17 protein-coding genes and 1 pseudogene are annotated in these 20,440 nt (G+C 48.9%); 7 read left to right on the top strand and 11 right to left on the bottom strand.

Annotated elements, in window-relative coordinates; all coding sequences use genetic code 11:
- Positions 1-91 precede the first annotated feature (91 nt).
- From QZJ86_RS15530 to QZJ86_RS15545, 4 genes are all read right to left on the bottom strand, one after another.
- Positions 92-799, bottom strand: a complete 708-nt coding sequence (locus tag QZJ86_RS15530) for a dinitrogenase iron-molybdenum cofactor biosynthesis protein (protein WP_301671378.1) — start codon at positions 797-799, stop codon at positions 92-94.
- 10 nt (positions 800-809) lie between these two features.
- Positions 810-1,118, bottom strand: a complete 309-nt coding sequence (locus QZJ86_RS15535) for a rhodanese-like domain-containing protein (RefSeq protein ID WP_301671379.1) — start codon at positions 1,116-1,118, stop codon at positions 810-812.
- A gap of 35 nt (positions 1,119-1,153) precedes the next feature.
- On the bottom strand, positions 1,154-1,729 hold the full coding sequence (locus tag QZJ86_RS15540; RefSeq protein WP_301671380.1) for a hypothetical protein: 576 nt from the start codon (positions 1,727-1,729) through the stop codon (positions 1,154-1,156).
- Positions 1,730-1,969: 240 nt separating this feature from the next.
- A complete protein-coding gene (locus QZJ86_RS15545) occupies positions 1,970-2,803 on the bottom strand; it encodes a TOBE domain-containing protein (RefSeq protein ID WP_301671381.1) in 834 nt (277 codons plus the stop codon).
- A 383-nt stretch (positions 2,804-3,186) separates the two neighbouring features.
- Here QZJ86_RS15545 and QZJ86_RS15550 point away from each other — a divergent pair, with 383 nt between their 5' ends.
- The 4 genes from QZJ86_RS15550 to QZJ86_RS15565 all read left to right on the top strand — a co-directional run bounded on the left by QZJ86_RS15550 (position 3,187) and on the right by QZJ86_RS15565 (position 7,060).
- Positions 3,187-4,539, top strand: a complete 1,353-nt coding sequence (locus tag QZJ86_RS15550; RefSeq protein ID WP_320415825.1) for an alginate export family protein — start codon at positions 3,187-3,189, stop codon at positions 4,537-4,539.
- A gap of 35 nt (positions 4,540-4,574) precedes the next feature.
- Entirely contained in the window at positions 4,575-5,345 is a 771-nt protein-coding gene (modA, locus tag QZJ86_RS15555) for a molybdate ABC transporter substrate-binding protein (protein ID WP_301671383.1), read from the top strand.
- Positions 5,346-5,408: 63 nt separating this feature from the next.
- Positions 5,409-5,837, top strand: coding sequence for a TOBE domain-containing protein (locus QZJ86_RS15560; RefSeq protein WP_301671384.1), 429 nt, complete (start codon positions 5,409-5,411; stop codon positions 5,835-5,837).
- A 56-nt stretch (positions 5,838-5,893) separates the two neighbouring features.
- A complete protein-coding gene (locus tag QZJ86_RS15565; RefSeq protein WP_301671385.1) occupies positions 5,894-7,060 on the top strand; it encodes a molybdenum ABC transporter ATP-binding protein in 1,167 nt (388 codons plus the stop codon).
- A 99-nt stretch (positions 7,061-7,159) separates the two neighbouring features.
- Here QZJ86_RS15565 and QZJ86_RS15570 read toward each other — a convergent pair whose 3' ends face one another.
- The 5 genes from QZJ86_RS15570 to QZJ86_RS15590 form a co-directional block, all read right to left on the bottom strand.
- Positions 7,160-7,918, bottom strand: a complete 759-nt coding sequence (locus tag QZJ86_RS15570) for an HAD family hydrolase (protein WP_301671386.1) — start codon at positions 7,916-7,918, stop codon at positions 7,160-7,162.
- 184 nt (positions 7,919-8,102) lie between these two features.
- Positions 8,103-9,875, bottom strand: coding sequence for a S8 family serine peptidase (locus QZJ86_RS15575; protein WP_301671387.1), 1,773 nt, complete (start codon positions 9,873-9,875; stop codon positions 8,103-8,105).
- A 516-nt stretch (positions 9,876-10,391) separates the two neighbouring features.
- A complete protein-coding gene (locus tag QZJ86_RS15580; RefSeq protein WP_301671388.1) occupies positions 10,392-11,423 on the bottom strand; it encodes an IS630 family transposase in 1,032 nt (343 codons plus the stop codon).
- Positions 11,424-11,576: 153 nt separating this feature from the next.
- Positions 11,577-13,382 (bottom strand): S8 family serine peptidase, encoded by a 1,806-nt coding sequence (locus tag QZJ86_RS15585; RefSeq protein ID WP_301671389.1) that lies wholly within the window; start codon positions 13,380-13,382, stop codon positions 11,577-11,579.
- A gap of 288 nt (positions 13,383-13,670) precedes the next feature.
- Entirely contained in the window at positions 13,671-14,495 is an 825-nt protein-coding gene (locus QZJ86_RS15590; protein ID WP_301671390.1) for a choice-of-anchor N protein, read from the bottom strand.
- 304 nt (positions 14,496-14,799) lie between these two features.
- Here QZJ86_RS15590 and QZJ86_RS15595 point away from each other — a divergent pair.
- The 3 genes and pseudogenes from QZJ86_RS15595 to QZJ86_RS15605 form a co-directional block, all read left to right on the top strand.
- Positions 14,800-15,512 (top strand): annotated as a pseudogene (locus QZJ86_RS15595) (IS5 family transposase); the annotation flags it as partial.
- 49 nt (positions 15,513-15,561) lie between these two features.
- Complete coding sequence (locus QZJ86_RS15600) at positions 15,562-16,593, top strand: IS630 family transposase (protein ID WP_301671391.1); 1,032 nt, start codon at positions 15,562-15,564, stop codon at positions 16,591-16,593.
- Positions 16,583-16,954: a transposase gene (locus QZJ86_RS15605; protein WP_301671392.1), complete on the top strand. Its 372-nt coding sequence runs from the start codon at positions 16,583-16,585 to the stop codon at positions 16,952-16,954. The genes QZJ86_RS15600 and QZJ86_RS15605 overlap by 11 nt, the downstream gene beginning before the upstream one ends.
- A 157-nt stretch (positions 16,955-17,111) precedes the next feature.
- Here QZJ86_RS15605 and QZJ86_RS15610 read toward each other — a convergent pair whose 3' ends face one another.
- Complete coding sequence (locus QZJ86_RS15610; RefSeq protein WP_301671393.1) at positions 17,112-17,981, bottom strand: hypothetical protein; 870 nt, start codon at positions 17,979-17,981, stop codon at positions 17,112-17,114.
- 86 nt (positions 17,982-18,067) lie between these two features.
- Positions 18,068-20,422, bottom strand: coding sequence for a VanZ family protein (locus QZJ86_RS15615; RefSeq protein WP_301671394.1), 2,355 nt, complete (start codon positions 20,420-20,422; stop codon positions 18,068-18,070).
- Positions 20,423-20,440 lie beyond the last annotated feature (18 nt).

Here is a 20,440-nt window from a genome sequence, read left to right on the forward strand (position 1 = left end):
GGCTTAAGAACAAAGCCAGCTCGGCGACCGGGTTTAAGTCAAGAAGACCCAGCCGCCAACCCGGAAAACAAGACACCGAATGCTAGGGTCTCTATTCCTGATGAGCAAACCGCTTGCGCTCCTCGGCGCTTTTACCCAAGGCTTTCGCCATCCACGGCGGAGCGGCATCGAAGACTTTTTGAAACTCGGTGAGTTTTTCCACCGCATCGATCACATCCGGTTCCTTGATCGGATAAATATCGGCGCGTATCACCTTGGCCGCCGCCGGCCCGCCGATAGATTGCACGAACAGCACATGGCAATCCTTGATCATGTTGGCCCGGAACAGATTTCTGTCGTCGGCACTATCGGCTTCCAATGTGGAACGAATGTCGATCAAGCGCATATCGTCGCGAGACAGTTGATAGACCAAAAACCGGATGCAGGAGCCGAAATGGCCGTTTAAAAGCTGGCCGCTATTGGAGGCAATGGCGACCCGGATCGACTCAGGAATATCGCCTTCCTTGTAGGGCATGATTTCCGGCAAACCTTCATCGCCTTCTTCCTCACCCCACAGATAGCGCACAGCCAGTTTGATGTTTTCCAAACCGATGCCAATATCCTCGCCGTCCTCCTCGCCGTCCAAACTGCCGATGCCGGTCTTCAAGTTGGTGACGGTGATCGATTTAAGTTTTTCGTCGTCCAACGGCGAACCGACTTTTTCGTGCAACACACCGATCAGCTTCGGCACATCCACTCCCGGCAAAATCCGCGAGGCCAGCGCGATACGCAAAGCCAAATCTCGTGATAATTGTTCCATAGCGTTACCTTTATAGTTTGTGCTGTTCTTTCCAGTCGGCATAACCGCCGGCCATGCTGTACACCTGCTTAAAGCCAAAGTCGCCGAACATTTCAGCCAAGTGCTCGCTGGCATGGCCGTAATAGCAGTAAATCAGCATAGGTTTGGCCTTATCGGCTGTTTTTAGTAGCGAATCGCGCAATTGCTCATGGACATGCATGGCATTGTCGATATGCCCGACCCGGTAATCCTTCAGGTCGCGGCAATCCAATATCATCGGTTGCTGTTCGGCGATCAGCTTTTCGGAATCAACAGCGGAAATAGTTTTAAAATTTTTCATGGCGCATTCCCCTTTAAAGGACCGCGGAACCCAACTTAAACCGGCCCAACTGCTAAGTCTTTCTTCACTTCGATGGTTTGCGCCAGCGCGGCTTCCAGGCTGATTGGCTCGGCTTTGATTTTATAGCCCTTGGCGGCTTCGTAAACGGTAATCACTTTGTCTTCACCGGATTGGCCTTTCAGATCGGATTTTTCGATATAAAGCTCTTCCAACATCAGGTTCCAAACCATCCCTTCCTGATGAGGCAACAGGTTAAAGACCACGCCGTCGACAACCACTTGCATCGGCTTGGCAATGTTTTGCACATAAAACAGTGTTGCCGTCTCGGGAGTCAACACCTCTTTATATTTTTCGACGAAGATTGGTAAATCTTCCAGTTGGAAAAACAAACCGTTGACGAATAAAAACTTGTCGCTATCAGCCAATATTGCCGATTGATTAATCACCATCTCAGGCGTTTTCCGGTCGCGAATATTCGTCGACCCTTCGCGCAATTCTCCTTCGATCAACACCAAGTCGCCGCGAAACGCAGAAAGCCCGGCTTTGCTGGTCTTGCCCACTAGCGTTGTAATCCACAAAAGGCCTTGGCTGTCGTATTTTTCAAGTAGCATCTGCTTTAATCCCCAATGAAAGGTAATGAATGAAATATTTAGCAGCTATCAAGCAAAACACTTGCCAGATATTTAAAACCCTAACAAAGCCAAGGTTGATAAGGATTTGGCTGAAGCGAGCAATCGAAATAATTTGAGGAAATAACCGATTTGGCGGCATAGCCGCCCGACAATGTCGCAAACACGACAATTACCAATAAACGACGCCCGGCGGTTTGTAGGGTTTAGAACGAAAAGGCTTTAGCGGCCCGGGGCCAATGTGCCGGAGGATGCCATCGCGGCCAAGATTACCGCGTTGCTTTTAAAAATCGCCGAAGCCCGGCAGCCGGGCTTGAGCACCAAGGCCACGGCACTGGTTTGGGAGACGGTGGCAGCTATGGTTTCGCCGCTCTGCAATTGAATGATCACCTCCGAATCGACCCCGTCGTATTGCACTCGAATGACTTGTCCATCCAAACGATTACGCGCCGACAACAAAACCGGTTGATCGTCGATCACGACGATATCCGAGGCATTGATCAGCAAAACTGCATCGCCGCCAACGCTAATCCCCAGATAATCCAGCGAAGGCAACGTAACGCTGACTATCAACTGTTCGCCGCCCTTCAACGAGAAAAACACTTCGGCATTGACTGCGCCCAGGCGAATGTCGGTAACCTTCCCGAATAACTGATTTCTGGCGCTGGTTTTAATCACCTGGCGCTTCAGCAGCAACATCACGTCGGGATCGTCGGCCAAGCTTTGATTGAGCTGCCGCAAAAATGCCTGATGCTGCTGCTCCAATCGGGTAAATAACTGCAACAAGGCCTGGCCGGCGGCGGTCAGCCTGGTACCCCCTCCTTTGCTGCCCCCAGTGGCCGTGGCGATCAGCACCTTGGGCGCCAGATTGTTGGCCCGTTCTATTATCTGCCAAGCGCCTTTGTAGCTTAACCCGGCCTGCTTTGCGGCCTGATTCAGCGAACCGCTTTGCTCTATCGCTCGCAATAAACCGATCATACGACTATCCAGACTACCAACTAGCCGCAGTTCACCTTCTAGCCATGGGGTGGAGTTCTCAATTTTGGTTACGGACATCAATAATCTCACTTAAATGCGCTGCATTGAAAAATCGCCGATGGCGTTACAGACCACCATTATTCCCATAAGAGAAACAAGTTATTTTTGAAATTCGTTATTTACTTTGATACATAACGAAAAGTAAACTGTAAGCGTCGTTTGTTTTCGTTCAATCGAGAAACCGACGCCGATTCGATAACAACTACTGCTCGCGCAGCGTATTTAATTTCGATTATAGGTGATCCATGACCGCTCCAAAAACATGTTTTCCTAAACCGCTGTTACACAAGATTATTGGCACTACCCTGGCTAGCGGCATATGTATGATGGACCGAATCCCTGCTCAGGCAGCCGAAAAGAGAACTTATACCCGACCACCATTCGCTGCTTTTGAAAGCCAGATGTCAGACGCTTTGCTGGGCTCCGATAAATATGAGAAACCGGTCTGGAATCTCCACGAAACATTGAAGTTGCCGAAATGGTTGTCGCTTTCGGTTGAGCAGCGTACCCGTTACGAAACCCAGGACGGCCAATTCAAGGCCAACGGCAAGGGCGGTGATCAACAAATTCCGCTGCAAACCGATTTGTGGCTGCAAGCCAATCTGGGTGAGTTTCGGCTCGGCGCAGAATTTCTGGACGCTCGCGCCCTAGGGGCCGATAGCGGCTCCGGCATCAACAACACCCATGCCGATCAGGCCGATTTCATTCAGGGTTATCTGGCCTGGGCCGATCAAAATCTGTTCTATAGCGGCATCGGCGCCGAAGTGGTCGCGGGCCGGCAGAGCTTGAATCTTGGCAGCCGCCGCCTGCTCGCCAGAAACGCGATGCGCAATACCATCAACAGCTTTACCGGAATAAAACTGCGGCTGCTGGATTACGATAATTGGCAGTTCACCGGCTTCGTGACGATGCCGGTCAACCGCTATCCAACTGCATCCGCAGACCTTCTCGACGAGACCCACGAGTTCGACGAGGAAGATACTCACACCTGGTTTTCCGGCGGCTTTCTGGAACTGTACAACCTGGCCTGGGGTATCAACAGCGAAGTTTATCTATACCACCTTGACGAAGGCGACAGTATCCGCAACCCGACCCGCAATCGCCGTTACTTCACGCCCGGTTTACGGATTTTTATCAAACCCAAGAAGGCGAAGTTCGACTTTCAAACCGAAACTATCGGCCAGCTCGGCTCGGTCCGCTCCAGCACCGCTGCCAGCAACGGCCGCGACTTGGATCATGCCGCCTGGTATCAACATATCGATGTCGGTTATACCTTTGACGTACCCTGGTCGCCGCGTCTAGCGTTGGAATACGACTATGCCAGCGGCGACCACAATCCCAACGACAATCAAGACCAACGTTTCGATACTTTATATGGTGCCCGCCGTTTCGAATTCGGCGCCACCGGCATCTACGGCGCTTTCGCCCGCAGCAACATCAATACGCCCGGCTATCGTATCAGCGCCGCACCGCGCAACGACGTCCAACTGGGCTTGAGCCATCGCTTTTATTGGCTGGCATCGAATCAAGACAGCTGGACTAGTGCCGGGCTGCAAGACGTCAACGGTCGCAGCGGAGACTATATCGGCCAACAATTGGAATTAACGGCGCGCTGGGATTTCAACAGCAGCCTGAATTTCGAAACCGGTTGGGCACATTTATTCAAAGGCGAATTTGCTAAAAAAGCACCATCGGCACCAGCAGTTAAAGAGGATGTCGATTATTTCTATGTGCAGAGCCAGTTACGGTTTTAGCACCTGCCGATCAGTTTTTATAGAGGAGAAACATAATGTCGTTTATCGCTTTAAACCGGGTTATTCTGGCTATATCGCTAGCGTCGCTGAGCGCGATTGCGCAAGCTGAAACCACGTTGGTCGCCGTGGCCGCCAACTTTACCAAACCCATGACCGAGATCGCCGAGGCTTTCAAAAAAGCCAGCGGTCATAGTGCCAAGCTTTCGTTCGGCTCGTCCGGAAAATTCGTCGCCCAGTTCGAGAACGGCGCGCCGTTCGAAGTGTTTCTGTCGGCAGACGACAAAAGCCCCTTGAAACTGGAGCAATCGGGTTTGGCCGTGGCCGGTAGCCGTTTTACTTATGCGATCGGCAAATTGGTGTTATGGTCCAACAATCCTGACTATGTCGATGAGCAAGGTCAAATTCTGGCCAAGGGCGACTTCAAGCATCTGGCCTTGGCCGATCCGAAATTGGCACCTTATGGCGCGGCGGCCGTGGAAGTCTTGAAAAACCAAGGCTTATTGGAAAAACTGCAACCGCTATTCGTGCAAGGCGAAAACATCGCCCAGACCCACCAATTCATCAGTACCGGCAATGCCGAGCTGGGTTTTGTCGCCTTATCGCAAGTGATAGACCATGGCAAGGTCGGCACCGGTTCCGGCTGGATCGTCCCGGAAAATCTGCATAGTCCGATTCTGCAAGACGCGGTGCTGCTGAAAACCGGCGCCGAAAATCCGGCCGCGCAAGCCTTGCTGGCGTTTCTGAAATCGCCGCCGGCCTTGGCGATTATTGAAAAGTACGGTTATGCCTTACCGTCGTTCAATTAGCCACGTCGCCCGTTTAATGCGTTTGAATAAAAACTCCTAATTATTAACCCATGAGGTCATCGTATGAAAGCAAGTGCACGTAATCAATTTAGCGGAACTGTCAGCGCAGTCGTGATCGGTGCAGTCAACGCAGAAGTCCATGTCGGTTTAAAAGGCGGCGAAACCATCGTCGCCTCCGTCACCAAGGATTCTATCGATAGTTTGGCGATCGAAACCGGTAAAAAAGTGATCGCGCTGATCAAAGCCCCGCAAGTGATTATCGTCACCGATTTTGGCGGCTACCGGATTTCGGCGCGCAACCAGTTGGAAGGCACCATCACGGACGTCAAACCCGGCGCGGTCAACACCGAAATCGATATCGCCCTACCCGGTGGCGATAAAGTGGCGGCCACCGTCACTAACGACAGCGTCGAAACATTGGGACTGCGCAAAGGCCAAACCGCCACGGCGGTATTCAAGGCCGGCGCGGTGATCCTGGGCGTGCAAGGTTAATTTCGGGGCTCTGCCCGGCCAAGGCCGGGCGGACTATCTGTACCGGAGGTCTGGTCATGTTACTGGAAATGAATGTCAAACTGCGTCGCGGTCATTTCGACTTGACCACGCAATTATCGCTCGGCGATACCAGCGTGGGTTTATTCGGCCAATCCGGGGCCGGTAAAAGCACGCTGCTGGGCTTGATTGCCGGCACTATTCAGCCGCAAAGTGGCCATATTCAGTTGGATGGCAAAATTCTGTTCGACAGCCGCAAAGGCATCGTGATGCCGCGCGAGCAACGACCAATCGGCGCGGTATTACAGGCCGATTGCGCTGATGCCACCGAAACCGTGCGCGAAAACTTGAACTCCATTTATCACCGGACCTTAAAACAACGCCGTCTGTTCAAACTGGATTATTTAGTAGGGCTGTTGGAGCTTGGCGCCAACCTCGAACAGCCCATCGAACGGCTGTCCGTCGGCGAACGCCAGCGGGTGGCGCTGGCGCGCTCTTTGTTGAAATCGCCGAAATTATTGTTATTGGACGAGACTTTCGCCGCCATCGGCCATGGCTACCGCTCGCAACTGCTGCCAATTTTGAAACGCCTGCAAGACGAATTCGGCTTGCCGGTGTTATACGCCAGTCAGTCGCTGGGCGAGATTTTGGAACTGACCGACCAACTGATCGTACTGGAACATGGCCAAATCCTGCGTAGCGGCTCTTTACAGGCCGTCGCTAAACATCTAGGTATTTTGCGTTATCTCGGCATTCGCCAGATCGACAACATTCTGCCGGTCAGCATTCGCGATCACGATTACCAAGCCGGTTGCAGCCTGGCGGATAGCTTCGGACTGCCCTTGGCGTTGCCGCTACGCCCCCATTTTACGGTCGGCAGCCACACCCAAGTCTCGATCCGCGCCAACGACATCGCACTATCGCGGGCTTATATCGACGGCATCTCGATTCAGAATCAACTCAAGGGCCGGATCTGCGCAATCATCCCCAGCGGCGAAAGCCTGCTCGTGCAAGTCGATTGCGGCGGCACCTTGCTGGTGGAAATCACCCCAGGTGCCTGTCAGAGCATGGCCTTGCAGGAAGGAGACGTGGTGTATTGCCTGATCAAAACCCACGCCATCGTCTATCTGGCTGAACTGGACGCCCTGCCCTATCAGCGGGTGGTTAGTCATGGTGACGGGTATTACTATTTAAGCGCATCCGGAACGGAAACAGACAGACCATAAACCGCATAGCGCTGCAATTCCGGCCAAGTTAAATAGCATTGAATTACAAAACTGGCGACACTTCGAGTAACGTCGAAGCCCATTTAATGTTTCTGGAAATCAAACTCCGTTTAAAAACGCTTCCAACTGTTCCGCAACAAAACCCTGTTGTGCGGCAAGCGCCTTGTCCTCGGCAGTGTTGTATCCCCATAAAGCAAACGACAGTTTTACATCGACCAATTCCGGATGCTTTTGCACGTTTTGTAGCGCCGGTAAGCGATCTTCGACAAAGTGAATAGTCAACCCAGGATGCTGCGCTCTCAGCCCATTCAATACCTCGGGCTTACTCATATTGCGGTCCAGGCCAAAAATCCGCTCGCCGACCAATTCGATGGCATTGGCTTGCAGGATATTTTTCACGAAACGTTCTTGCTTGGTCGTGATCACATACCAAGTATGCCGCTGTCCCAGTCGACGCAGTTTTTCGGCAACACCGGGATACAAGGGGTTCATTGCGATCCAATCGACCAAATCGGCGGTAATCCAACGGTCTCGAGTTTCACCGAATATTTTTTTCAAATCGTCAATCGTGAGTTGCGTTTGTTGCAATAACATTTGAACTTTATCGCTGTAGCTGCCCCCATAGATGGATTCGGTCGTTTCTCCCAAATGCAATAAACGTATCACCAGAATGGCTTCGTAGCCGGTTTCGATGATGGGGCGCACTTCGCGAAAATGCTCTATCACAGATTGCGGCGCGACCTCCGACATGTCATTCCAGATAGTTGCGGCGGCTTTCCAGCCAGTGATCGCGGTTTCAATCGCACTGTCGCAGATGACGCCGTCAAAATCCAGCGCGTAGATAATAGAGTCGTTCATGATGGTTTTGATAATCGGTATTCGCGGTTAAAGAGGCCTTATTGTACCGGATGACACATCAGATGAACTTGACAGCGCTGTAAAAAATCTCGACACACCCAGTCTATGAGCCTTTAATAACGGACTTTACTTCCGCAGACCCTACATTTACACGCCCGACTCTCCGAACCAATACGATTAAAAGCTATTTACTGACTTGAATGCTGATATTGGCAGTATTATTTGCGGTGTCTATCGCAACCGCCTGAATCGTGTGGTTCCCAACCGCAGCTTTTTTGGTATTCCAGTTATAACTCAAGGTTTTGTTAGTAGTAACTGCCATTAATTTGCCGTCTATAGATAGCTGCACTTTGGCAATCGCCACATCATCGTTCGCCGCAACGGAAACACCCACTACACCTTTCACCTTTGCGCCGTTGACCGGATTTGAAATAGTCACAGCGGGCGGTGTCAGATCGGCAATTTTCAGATTAGCTTGAATTAGATTTTGGACGCTAACGGTTACCGACGCGGCTGAGCCATTATTACCCGCCGCATCAGTGGCTGTTGCTGTCAAGCTCACGTTGCCATTGGCTACGGCACCGGTATCCCAACTAAATTGGTAAGGTGCTGTGGTATCGGTTCCCACTAACTTACCATTGGCAAACAGCGAAACCTGACTGACAGCAACGTTATCGGCAGCATTGACAGCGACAGAAGCGATACCGCTCACCACACTACCGCCACTAGGCGAGGTAATACTTGCGGTGGGGGCTTGGCTATCGACAGCCGTGGTATTTATAGCCAATTGCACCGCTGCCGCCGCATTGATACGGCCATAACCATAGTTAGGATCGAAATCAACACCCGAAACTTTATCGGCGCTCGACTCCAATACCTTTTCCACTTGATCGGGCGTCAATTTTAGGTTGGCTGATTGAATCAATGCCACCACACCGGCGGTCACGGGGCTAGCAAATGACGTACCGCTCACCGCTGCATAACTGCCTCCCACCGAGGTGGTCTGGATCGAGACCCCAGGCGCGGCCACATCGACAACAGCGCCGTAATTCGACCAACCGGCTTTGACATCGTCGCCACCGGTAGCCGAAACCGTGATCATATATTGATTGTCGGCATACCCCGGATCGATACCACTATTGCCTGCGGCAACCACGACCACGCCGCCTTTGCCGCGCATGTACTGTGCTGCTGTCGTCACGGATGAACTACCACTCACGGCATAACTAATATTCGCCACATCGGCGCCGTTATCGGCCGCCCAATTTAAACCACGGGTAATATCGCTGGTACTGGCAACTCCATCGGTTCTATTGGTAATTCTAACCGGCATGATTTTAGCGTTACCGGCAATACCCGCCACCCCGACACCGTTATTAAATGCGGCGGCGGCCGAACCGGCGACCTGGGTGCCATGACTTTCGATATCCGAGGTATCCGCACCACTATCCACCGCGTTCACACCCGGCACCATTTGGTTAGCCAAATCCGGATGAGACGCTTCGACGCCCGTATCGAGTATCGCAATGGTAATGCCCGCCGCATTGGCGACATCCCAGGCGGTTGGGACCTGAATTTTTGGCAGATGCCATGCACTGCCAAATAAGGGGTCGTTGGGCGTGGTACTCATTTCATGGTCCATGTCCAGTTCCGCGAATTCAATATGCGGATTCTTAGACAGCGCACGCACCACAGCTTCTTCGGCATGATCCGGCACCGAAATGATATGCACCGGCAAGTTGCCGATTTTTTCCGCCACTTTGCCTTGGTGACCCTTCACTATTTTTTCAAACTCCGCAGCCGGCAAGCCCGCTTTGGGTTGCACTAATATTTGACCGGCTTTCCAGGTTTTAGTGACAGCACCATCGATCGCGAGATCATAGTAACCATACCCTTGCGCCATGCCCTCCGACTGGCTCAATAAACCCATTACAAGAATACTTGTCACTCTGAACATAAAAATGCCTTTTATTAAACGGTTAAATAACCCGTTATTTTAAAACAGTTTTCTTGTTTTCTTGATTAAGAATGGATTAAGAACTGGGAATAGTCTATTACTGGAATACCACGAATGCCGCACACTTTGCGAAGCGCGCCTAATCAACTAAAGGTGGCGACAATTTGGCCTTCACCGTGATGAACTACAAGGAGCGGGTTTCGTTACGCATGGGATATCAGCCGCGACGATGTATGGTTTACCTGTAATGCTCACGCCGCACACGACCTGAAAGCAGACCTATATTGACCGACAACTTTATGGGAACTTTTCAATCAACGAAGGGCTATCGACAAACAACAAAACAGCCACTCCATTTGCTAGCGCCATTAAGATTTGGAGCCTTACGCCCCCTGTACCAGACATTTTTGCTTATGACCGCCCGTGAATTAATGCAACCATTAATCCAATCAGGTCGAGATGAGAGCCGTGAGCGACCAAACAAGTTTCTTACTGCTCTTAAAGAAAGTATTGTCACTAACCTGCATATTGACATTCTGGGTGTCTGAAAAAAGATTTCACGACATGTGGGAGTTTCTGTAAGCGATGCATGGCGGATTGGACGAGTTTCTTTAATTCAATTTTATTTTCTGGCATTTGCTTGGCGACGCGCGGTTTGATATAGCCCCAGACCTGTTCGTCCGGATTCAATTGCGGCGCGTACGGTGGTAGAAAAACCAACTGCAACTGACCTTGCTGTTGCTCCACAAACGTTTTAACGCTCTTGGCTTTGTGAATCGGATGGCCGTCGACGACCAAGATGATAGGCTGTTCGGCACCGCGCAGCAGACGTTTCAGGAATTCGATAAACACGTCGGCTGTGACGTTGCCTTCCTGGACCATAAAGCGAAAATCGCCCCGCGCACTGACCGCAGAGATCAGATTCAAACCATATCGCCGCCCGGTCGCCTTCACGGTCGGCGTCCGACCGACCGGCGCCCAGGTAGTACCGGCATGAAAGTCAGAACGTACGCCGGCTTCGTCGGCAAAATAAATCACTGCACCCGTGCGTTTGGCTTCGGCTTTCAAGGCAGGAAACTCCTCCGACTGCCATTTTTCCACCAAGACCGGGTCCTGCTGCCAAGCCCGATACAAGGGTTTTTGCGGGGTAAACCCCAGCAACCGCATGATCCGTCCCACACTCGGCGCGGTCAGGCGTTTGCCAAACTGGCGATAGATGACTTCCCCGATGAGCGACAAGGTCCACAAGCCAAACTCCAATTTCATTTGCCAGGGTGTTTTGTCCCGCACGGTCTCGGCGATCCAGCGCATTTCGTCGGGCGTCACCAGCGGTGGGCGGCCCGTAATCTTCTTGGCCAGCAGGGCATTTTGACCGCCGGTTGCAAAGTCGGACAACCACCGAAACACCGTGCGAATGTTGACGCCCATCGCTGCCGCCACACTGGCCGCCGTCTGCCCATTTTTCACCGCTTTGACCGCCTGCTGTCGCATCACTTGCAGAGTATGGTGATCAATTTCCCGGCCGTCTGAATCTCGTTTACATTTCATGGAAATATTATCTCATGAATATGGCTTAACTTATTTTAAGAGCAGTAAAAGCAGTAGGGGCGAATAAATTCGCCCCTACTTTGTTCTGGGTCTACAGCAAACAACCTGACCCAAAAAGACTAAAGATAAGCTAACAACTTCTTCAGACAGCCATTATTTAGTTACTTGAACTGTCACAGTCGAGGTTTTATTCGCCGTATCAGTAGCCGTTGCTTGAAGTGAATGGCTACCGGCCGAGGCTTTTTTGGTATTCCAGTTATAACTCAAGGTTTTGTTAGTGGTAACTGCCATTAATTTGCCATCTATAGATAGCTGCACTTTGGCAATCGCCACATCATCGTTCGCCGCAACGGAAACACCCACTACACCGCTCACTTTCGCGCCGCCGACCGGATTAGAAATTGCCACGGTAGGCGCAGCCTGATCAGTAATTGTGGCGCTGGTTTGATTTTGGACGCTGACGGTTACCGACGCGGCTGAGCCATTATTACCCGCCGCATCAGTGGCTGTTGCTGTCAAGCTCACGTTGCCATTGGCTACGGCACTGGTATCCCAACTAAATTGGTAAGGTGCTGTGGTATCGGTTCCCACTAACTTACCATTGGCAAACAGCGAAACCTGACTGACAGCAACGTTATCGGCAGCGTTGACAGTGACAGAAGCGATACCGCTCACCACACTACCGCCACTAGGCGAGGTAATACTTGCGGTGGGGGCTTGGCTATCGACAGCCGTGGTATTTATAGCCAATTGTACCGCTGCCGCCGCATTGATACGGCCATAACCATAGTTAGGATCGAAATCAACACCCGAAACTTTATCGGCGCTCGACTCCAATACCTTTTCCACTTGATCGGGCGTCAATTTTAGATTGGCTGATTGAATCAATGCCACCACACCGGCGGTAACGGGGCTAGCAAATGACGTACCGCTCACCGCTGCATAACTGCCTCCCACCGAGGTGGTCTGGATCGAGACCCCAGGCGCGGCCACATCGACAACAGCGCCGTAATTCGACCAACCGGCTTTGACATCGTCGCCACCGGTAGCCGAAACCGTGATCATATATTGATTGTTGGCATACCCCGGATCGATACCACTATTGCCTGCGGCAACCACGACCACGCCGCCTTTGCCGCGCATGTACTGCGCCGCTGTCGTCACCGATGAACTACCACTCACGGCATAACTAATATTCGCCACATCGGCGCCGTTATCGGCCGCCCAATTTAAACCACGGGTAATATCGCTGGTACTGGCAACTCCATCGGTTCTATTGGTAATTCTAACCGGCATGATTTTAGCGTTACCGGCAATACCCGCCACCCCGACACCGTTATTAAATGCGGCAGCGGCCGAACCGGCGACCTGGGTGCCATGACTTTCGATATCCGAGGTATCCGCACCACTATCCACCGCGTTCACACCCGGCACCATTTGATTCGCCAAATCCGGATGAGATGCTTCGACGCCCGTGTCCAGTATTGCAATGGTGATCCCCGCCGCGTTGGCCACATCCCAGGCGGTTGGCGCCTGAATTTTTGGCAGATGCCATGCACTGCCAAATAAGGGGTCGTTGGGCGTGGCACTCATTTCATGGTCCATGTCCAGTTCCGCGAATTCAATATGCGGATTTTTGGACAGTGCCCGGACTACAGCCTCTTCGGCATGATCCGGCACCGAAATGATATGCACCGGCAAGTTGCCGATTTTTTCCGCCACTTTGCCTTGGTGGCCCTTCACTATTTTTTCAAACTCCGCAGCCGGCAAGCCCGCTTTGGGTTGCACTAATATTTGACCGGCTTTCCAGGTTTTTAAGGGACCGGCAGCGGTTGGATGTTCTGCGATATCCTTATTGATCGACTCGTAAAAGTGTTCCTCTAAATACTTGTTCAAATAAATGACGGCAGGCACCGCTAAAAGAACGGAACCTAATATGTATAAATTTCTTCTTTTCATAACACACCCCTATCTCACTTTCGATTTAAAACTACCACAATCAACACTCGATTCAGGCTAAAAAACCACATCCACTGCGGGACGCGACTTTCTGTATTCCTTAAAGCAAGCAACTCTTCGATTGGGAAAAAGTGTAATTAGATACTTCAAACATTGCTGTGAGTCTGTTGGCATTAACACCAGGACAGTTAGCCTAGCAACACAGATCCACTAAAAACGTCCCGCAAAAAAAACGCCGACAAAGTCGGCGTTTTTTTTGCGGTATAAACAAAACCGACACTGAGTTTATCAAGCTACCTGACGTCTGCCTTTGCGCGCCAAACCCATGCCCAATAGGCCTATACCCAATAATGCAACGGCGCTAGGCTCGGGGATTCTTTCCGGAGGAAGATCGTCGCCGCCGCAATTAGTGTCTCCCGCTATGCAGCTTGTCGCATCATGGGAGAATGGGGCAAATTGATCAATCGCAACTCTAAACTCAGCAGGTTTATTCGGAGTACCGGTGCCGGGTATTTGCTCTAACTTAGTTGTATAAAAATCAAAATGCAGCGTTAATCCAGCATTTAAATTAGATATATCTACCAAAGCAGAAATAGCCGCCAAGGTGCCACTTGTGTTAAAAACTGGATCGCCAGGATCCGTTTGGACGTTATATTCTAACACATTTATCGGATCCAAATTTGCTGGTAGATTAAACAACACTTCGGTAAACCATGTATTGTAAATACCGTGTTTCGCCAGATCGCCTGTAGGATCGGGTGGAGCACCAAATTTAAATTGCGAAGATAAACTATTAAAACTAATTCCACCGAATTCAAAACTGCCAAAACTAGTCTGCCCAGTTTGAAGACCCAATATCGCTATCGAAATGAAGAAATCATCGTTTTGGTCAAATGTAACTTTGTTGTTATTGCCATTACCGTCAGTCCCATTCCCCGATGTGTCAATCAACCCATACAGGGTGAAAGGATTGGACGTCGCAACGGTATCGGCAGATCCGGTGACATAAGTACCTGGACTAATATCCAGCTGAAGATAAGGTATGGCTTGCGCAGATGCGCACCATCCAGTCATCACTAGGGCCAAAAGCCCGTTTGTTTTTAGCATGTTCATGTTTCCCCCTCATAAAACTTAAAAATACAGCAGCGTTTGAACTGAACAAGCACATTTAACACCAAAAACTGTTTTTATATAAAAATCAATTAAATAAAAACTAAACCCTACCTTTTCATCCAAACAAGACCTTCATTTGTATAATTATCTGACACCCTCAAAACCGTGGCAGTCCCCGCTGATCTAGCAAACTAGTCGACCATGAATAGAACTGACTAACCAGTATCATCTCTCGCACTTCAGGGCACCTCGAAAAACCGACACTCATGAGAAAATAGCCTCATCTTCCACCGGATTAAAGCCCATGATCAAAGAAAGCCTGTTTGCCGCCGAAGAACGAGAAACCAAGCTGAACAAGTTAGGTGATGTTCTTCAAATCCTGGAAGAGCATGTCGATTTCGCCGCCTTAGCCGCTGCGATTGATGCAGCGGCACCCCGACCCAGTCGGGAGCGCGGCGGTCGTCCGCCGTTTTCGACCGAAATCATGGTTCGTACGTTGTTATTGCAGCAACTGTACAACCTCAGCGACGAACAACTGGAATTTCAATTGCTGGATCGTTTGAGTTTCCAACGGTTTGCCGGGCTAAGGCACAGCAGCCAAATCCCTGATCGCATTTATGCCCTGTGGGTACCACGTTCTGGACGTTCCGTGAGCGGCTGATGGCGGCGGGAGCCAGTGAAACGATCTTTGAAGCCGCGAATCGGGAATTAGATAAGCACGGCTATCTGGCGCGTGGTGGCCAAATGATTGATGCCAGCATCGTGCCCGCGCCCAAGCAGCATCGGCCTAAAGGCGAGAAAGCCCTGATCGAAGAGCAGGCCATGCCTATCGACTGGTCACCCGCCAAGCGTCGGCAAAAAGACATCGATGCGATGTGGACAAAAAAGCATGGCAAATCGTATTTCGGATACAAGTTGTCAGCCAACGTGGATAAGCGATACAAGCTGATTCATAAAGTTAAAGTCAGCACGGCCAGCGAGCACGATACCTTGCATCTGGATGAGGTGCTGGACACTTTTACTGCTCTTAAAATAAGTTAAGTCATATTCGCGGGATAATATACCCATGAAATGTAAACGAGATTCAGACGGCCGGGAAATTGATCACCATACTCTGCAAGTGATGCGACAGCAGGCGGTCAAAGCGGTGAAAAATGGGCAGACGGCGGCCAGTGTGGCGGCAGCGATGGGCGTCAACATTCGCACGGTGTTTCGGTGGTTGTCCGACTTTGCAACCGGCGGTCAAAATGCCCTGCTGGCCAAGAAAATTACGGGCCGCCCACCGCTGGTGACGCCCGACGAAATGCGCTGGATCGCCGAGACCGTGCGGGACAAAACACCCTGGCAAATGAAATTGGAGTTTGGCTTGTGGACCTTGTCGCTCATCGGGGAAGTCATCTATCGCCAGTTTGGCAAACGCCTGACCGCGCCGAGTGTGGGACGGATCATGCGGTTGCTGGGGTTTACGCCGCAAAAACCCTTGTATCGGGCTTGGCAGCAGGACCCGGTCTTGGTGGAAAAATGGCAGTCGGAGGAGTTTCCTGCCTTGAAAGCCGAAGCCAAACGCACGGGTGCAGTGATTTATTTTGTCGACGAAGCCGGCGTACGTTCTGACTTTCATGCCGGTACTACCTGGGCGCCGGTCGGTCGGACGCCGACCGTGAAGGCGACCGGGCGGCGATATGGTTTGAATCTGATCTCTGCGGTCAGTGCGCGGGGCGATTTTCGCTTTATGGTCCAGGAAGGCAACGTCACCGCCGACGTGTTTATCGAATTCCTGAAACGTCTGCTGCGCGGTGCCGAACAGCCTATCATCTTGGTCGTCGACGGCCATCCGATTCACAAGGCTAAGATCGTCAAAACGTTTGTGGAACAACAGCAAGGCCGGTTGCAGTTGGCCTTTCTGCCGCCATATGCGCCACAACTGAATCCGGACGAACAAGTGTGGGGTTATATCAAACCACGCGTGGCCAAGCAGATGCCGGAAAATAAAATCGAATTAAAGAAACTCGTTCAATCTGCCATGCATCACTTACAGAAACTCCCACATGTCGTGAAATTTTTTTTCAGACACCCAGAATGTCAATATGCAGGTTAGTGACAATACTTTCTTTAAGAGCAGTAATACCGGCCGTGAACTGTATGCTGACAAAGGCTATGTGGACAAAGAACGTGAAGCGCGAATCAAAGCGTCAGGTCTTCGGGTGCATATCCAACGCAAGGCGGCCAAAGGCAAACCGCTATCCGACTGCCAAAAGCGGCGCAATACGCGGATTGCCAAAACACGTGTCCGGGTTGAGCATGTGTTTGCCAGTTTGGAACAGATGGGCGGCAAAGGCTTGCGAAGTATTGGGCTAGCTCGCGCCACATTACAACTGAACTTCAAGGTGGCCACTTATAATTTGCGTCGCCTCTGCAGTTTAAGGACCGGCGGCATTAAGCCTGCTTTTGCCTTCTGACAGGCATAGTGCGCTTGAAATCGTCAAAAATGGCGATTTCAGGATAAAAACAGCCCCAAACAGGGTGAAAATAAGGCGCCAAATCTGTTTTCTGCTTTGAGCATAAACTGAATACCCAGAACCTGCGGCAATTTTGCCGGTATTTCGAGGTCCCCTTCTAACTTAAATCCTGTTTCACAAAAAATCTAAATATTCGTAAAATTAGACCAGCCCCCAATATACTAAGCAAAAAATATATAAAATTTTTGATGGTCAAATATTTCATCACAAACTTGAAATATCCATTTTCGACAACCTCTATATTTACCGGATTTTGAGAAGACAAATCCAATACTACCTTACTATGCGACTCACTACCTCGCCTTTGACTAACACCATGTTGAAAGCCAGCCGCGTCACCAGCGAACACTTGGCCACCTCCAAAAATAATCATCGCGTTTACTTGGGCATCAACGCCAATAAATTGCCAAAACTCACCCATTAGATTACTCTCGCCGGACTCATAGCTCATCACATTTTCATATATCCATGCATCTAATTCTTTGATGTCGTAATACATCCAAGTCAATTTACCGTAAACATCCTCACCCAAGCCTACTCGCACATCTTCGACTATATTTTTATACGAAAAATCCGGATTTTTATCATTCTGTTTATCATCGCTAATGCCCTTATTTCCCAGATGAACGACTGGCGAATTTGAATTAAAGCCCAGATTCCCAAACTGTTGCTCCGAAATCATCGCCTGCGATGTAGGAAACTCACTGGTTGCCGACTGACGGGGAGAGCTAGCCATGAAAGGAGCTTCGTGTCTCATTTCTGAATTATGCATTAAGCTATCAGTTGCCTTTTCAAACCCGCTATTTCTTGTATCATCTTGATTTTCATCTGAAACAACCGGCATTTTATCCGTATTATTTTTACTATTGACAACAATTTTTTCAGCGCGATTATTAACATCAAGCGTTTCAGCCTTTGTAATTGCCGATAAAAAAATAAAAATCAGAAAAACGACTTTTATAGACATCAAACTGAAACCCCTTACTACCACGTTGAAAAATTTAATAGTAAACTATAATCAAAAGTCACAGAACACTTACAAACCTATATTAACTATATATTTTTAAATATCATGCGCACAGGAACTTGAGTTATAACCATCATCGACACCAAACCCAAATGGACGATAAAAAATCTCAATTTTAATACATTGTCAGAAACAAAATTATTTCTATCGGCACTTAATAAAAAGTTTAGCGCTGAAAAAACCGTATCGTATTTAAAAATAAACTGCTCTGTTCCCCAACTCAATAATTGGTAACCTAATGGAAAGGACACCAAAAAGACAAAACCGACAATGGCAACTCGGCGAATGTTATGAGAAATCGTTAAAGTAGATATAGATGCACCTAGCCATCCAACCAAGAAAAAATAGATGCATAAATTAATTACTGAAAATGAATGTCCATCATTGACCATTAGCTCTGTTAAATTGTCAGTAGCAGCCTTAATCACAACAACCCAGTAATCAACAGGCAACAGTAGCAATAGCCAAAAAGCGCCTAAAAAGAATAGCCTTTCAAACTCTCGACCGGAAACCACGAACAAAAGCGCGGCATGCGTCGCACCTAGCGTCATCAAAGAATAAACACTGAACAAAGCAACAAACCGAAGCACTAACTCCAATTCCACAGGAATACTCAAAATAGGGGAACCTAAAATATCATGTATGCTTTCGATTGGAATAATAGCTCTTACCAACAGCCAAGCCACCAAAGAATGAAACATTACAACTTTGACACAAAAAAAAACTTCCAGTTTATTTTTTTTTACTACCCTCATTAAAGAGTATAGAGGATACGAAAAACACCAATATATTAATATAGTTAGACCCAATGCGCTAATAATTGGATAATCGACAGAGAATAACTCTCTGACGTTATAAGGCACCGATTCGAAGCCACTAATAAACATTAATGCCCCAATAATTGGAATTGCTGTTCCAGCCCAAAACACTAACCACATCTTTTGAACATCAAATAGATTATTGATATTTGACGCATCATCTCGACGCAACATATGCGGAGCACCGATATTTAAATTTGATGCCATGTAAGTTCGATCAAATTTCCGGCCATTCTCAACCTGTTGCCTAATAGAAGACCCTTGCGCCAAATTGGCACTTACAACAAATCCAATATAACCACCTAGAATCTCTAAAACCACATCCGTAATATCGGCATTCTTATTTGGCAAAAACATCTGCCCGAGTTCTACAACCAATGACGTACAGGCAATCAATACCAAGGCAATCATTATCGACTTATACCGATTAACGATGAACCTTACGCCCTGTCCAATAATCACCCCTAGCGGAATAAAAAACAATATTTTATGAAACACTTCTGTAATAGCCCTATACTCAGTTCCATAATAATAGGCATAAAATGGTATCCTGAAAAATCTGTCGCTAAAATTAGAAAAATTTACATAATCCCATTCAAAACCAAAGGGGTACCAAAAAACAGAAATAATCACAAAGACCCATAAAAAATACAACAGCAGTGCATATAAAAAACAATATTTTTCATACCTATTCAAGTTGTCTTTATTATCAATCTGCGCAAATAGTTTTGAATTAAAACCTATCAAACCCACACCAATAGAACCACCAAGTACTGCAAGTAACACGTCCGTAACATCTGTAACGCGGCTATAGACAAACAACTGAAAAAATTCAATTATTACCGCAGCAAAGAACACTTTTTTTAGCACCTGCATCTTGCTTAGCGACTCAAACCTTAACCACAACCAGGGAACTGGAAGCCACAATGCAATATCGGCCAAAGAATCATATATATCCCTTGCCACATCCCCCTTTAGACCGGAAAAAGGCAATAATATGACTCGCCCCTCATGCCATTTATGGTAAAACTCAACTGGACTCAACGTTAAGTCCAATGGCATGACATTGTAAAAAAACATACAGACCAAATAGAACTGTAAATAAGGAATCGAGTCAGATTTTTTAATTTTCCAACTCTCTAACCAATTAGCAAACCTTTGCCCCAAGAACCACCATGCCGCTGCACCGAGCACGCCCCCTATACTTTCAGCGACTATATCGTTTAGCGACGGTGATCGGGGAGGAAAAAATAATTGAGCAAACTCAATAGTCGAACAAAGTAAAAAACCAACTCCCAAGATAAGAGCGGTTGCCATGATCTTTCCGAGAAACTGCCAATGACCGGCAATCCTTGTCAGCCAGAGAAATGTGAGAGGTATGAATAACAAGATATTTGCTACCCAATCCGACCTAGTGGAAACCCCATAGGGCAAATATTGAATATTATGAAAACGCGACCATGCTTCGTTTAATGGCAAACTTCTAAATTGCCACGGCACTAGACTGCCATAGACAACAAAGGCCGTATAAATAATGCAGACAGTTAATAGTCGATTCTTCACAAGTATTTTTAAAAAAAT

Origin of the sequence: Methylomonas montana (genome assembly GCF_030490285.1) — a bacterium.
Taxonomy (GTDB): domain Bacteria; phylum Pseudomonadota; class Gammaproteobacteria; order Methylococcales; family Methylomonadaceae; genus Methylomonas; species Methylomonas montana.

Bases quoted from the DNA above. Each gene is read 5' to 3' on its own strand.
- QZJ86_RS15570 (WP_301671386.1), bottom strand. From the start codon at position 7,918: ATGAACGACTCTATTATCTACGCGCTGGATTTTGACGGCGTCATCTGC.
- QZJ86_RS15585 (WP_301671389.1), bottom strand. From the start codon at position 13,382: ATGAAAAGAAGAAATTTATACATATTAGGTTCCGTTCTTTTAGCGGTG.
- QZJ86_RS15610 (WP_301671393.1), bottom strand. From the start codon at position 17,981: ATGTCTATAAAAGTCGTTTTTCTGATTTTTATTTTTTTATCGGCAATT.
- QZJ86_RS15540 (WP_301671380.1), bottom strand. From the start codon at position 1,729: ATGCTACTTGAAAAATACGACAGCCAAGGCCTTTTGTGGATTACAACG.
- QZJ86_RS15545 (WP_301671381.1), bottom strand. From the start codon at position 2,803: ATGTCCGTAACCAAAATTGAGAACTCCACCCCATGGCTAGAAGGTGAA.
- QZJ86_RS15565 (WP_301671385.1), top strand. From the start codon at position 5,894: ATGTTACTGGAAATGAATGTCAAACTGCGTCGCGGTCATTTCGACTTG.
- QZJ86_RS15575 (WP_301671387.1), bottom strand. From the start codon at position 9,875: ATGTTCAGAGTGACAAGTATTCTTGTAATGGGTTTATTGAGCCAGTCG.
- QZJ86_RS15590 (WP_301671390.1), bottom strand. From the start codon at position 14,495: ATGAACATGCTAAAAACAAACGGGCTTTTGGCCCTAGTGATGACTGGA.
- QZJ86_RS15580 (WP_301671388.1), bottom strand. From the start codon at position 11,423: ATGAAATGTAAACGAGATTCAGACGGCCGGGAAATTGATCACCATACT.
- QZJ86_RS15605 (WP_301671392.1), top strand. From the start codon at position 16,583: ATGCAGGTTAGTGACAATACTTTCTTTAAGAGCAGTAATACCGGCCGT.
- modA (WP_301671383.1), top strand. From the start codon at position 4,575: ATGTCGTTTATCGCTTTAAACCGGGTTATTCTGGCTATATCGCTAGCG.
- QZJ86_RS15600 (WP_301671391.1), top strand. From the start codon at position 15,562: ATGAAATGTAAACGAGATTCAGACGGCCGGGAAATTGATCACCATACT.
- QZJ86_RS15550 (WP_320415825.1), top strand. From the start codon at position 3,187: ATGTCAGACGCTTTGCTGGGCTCCGATAAATATGAGAAACCGGTCTGG.
- QZJ86_RS15560 (WP_301671384.1), top strand. From the start codon at position 5,409: ATGAAAGCAAGTGCACGTAATCAATTTAGCGGAACTGTCAGCGCAGTC.
- QZJ86_RS15535 (WP_301671379.1), bottom strand. From the start codon at position 1,118: ATGAAAAATTTTAAAACTATTTCCGCTGTTGATTCCGAAAAGCTGATC.
- QZJ86_RS15530 (WP_301671378.1), bottom strand. From the start codon at position 799: ATGGAACAATTATCACGAGATTTGGCTTTGCGTATCGCGCTGGCCTCG.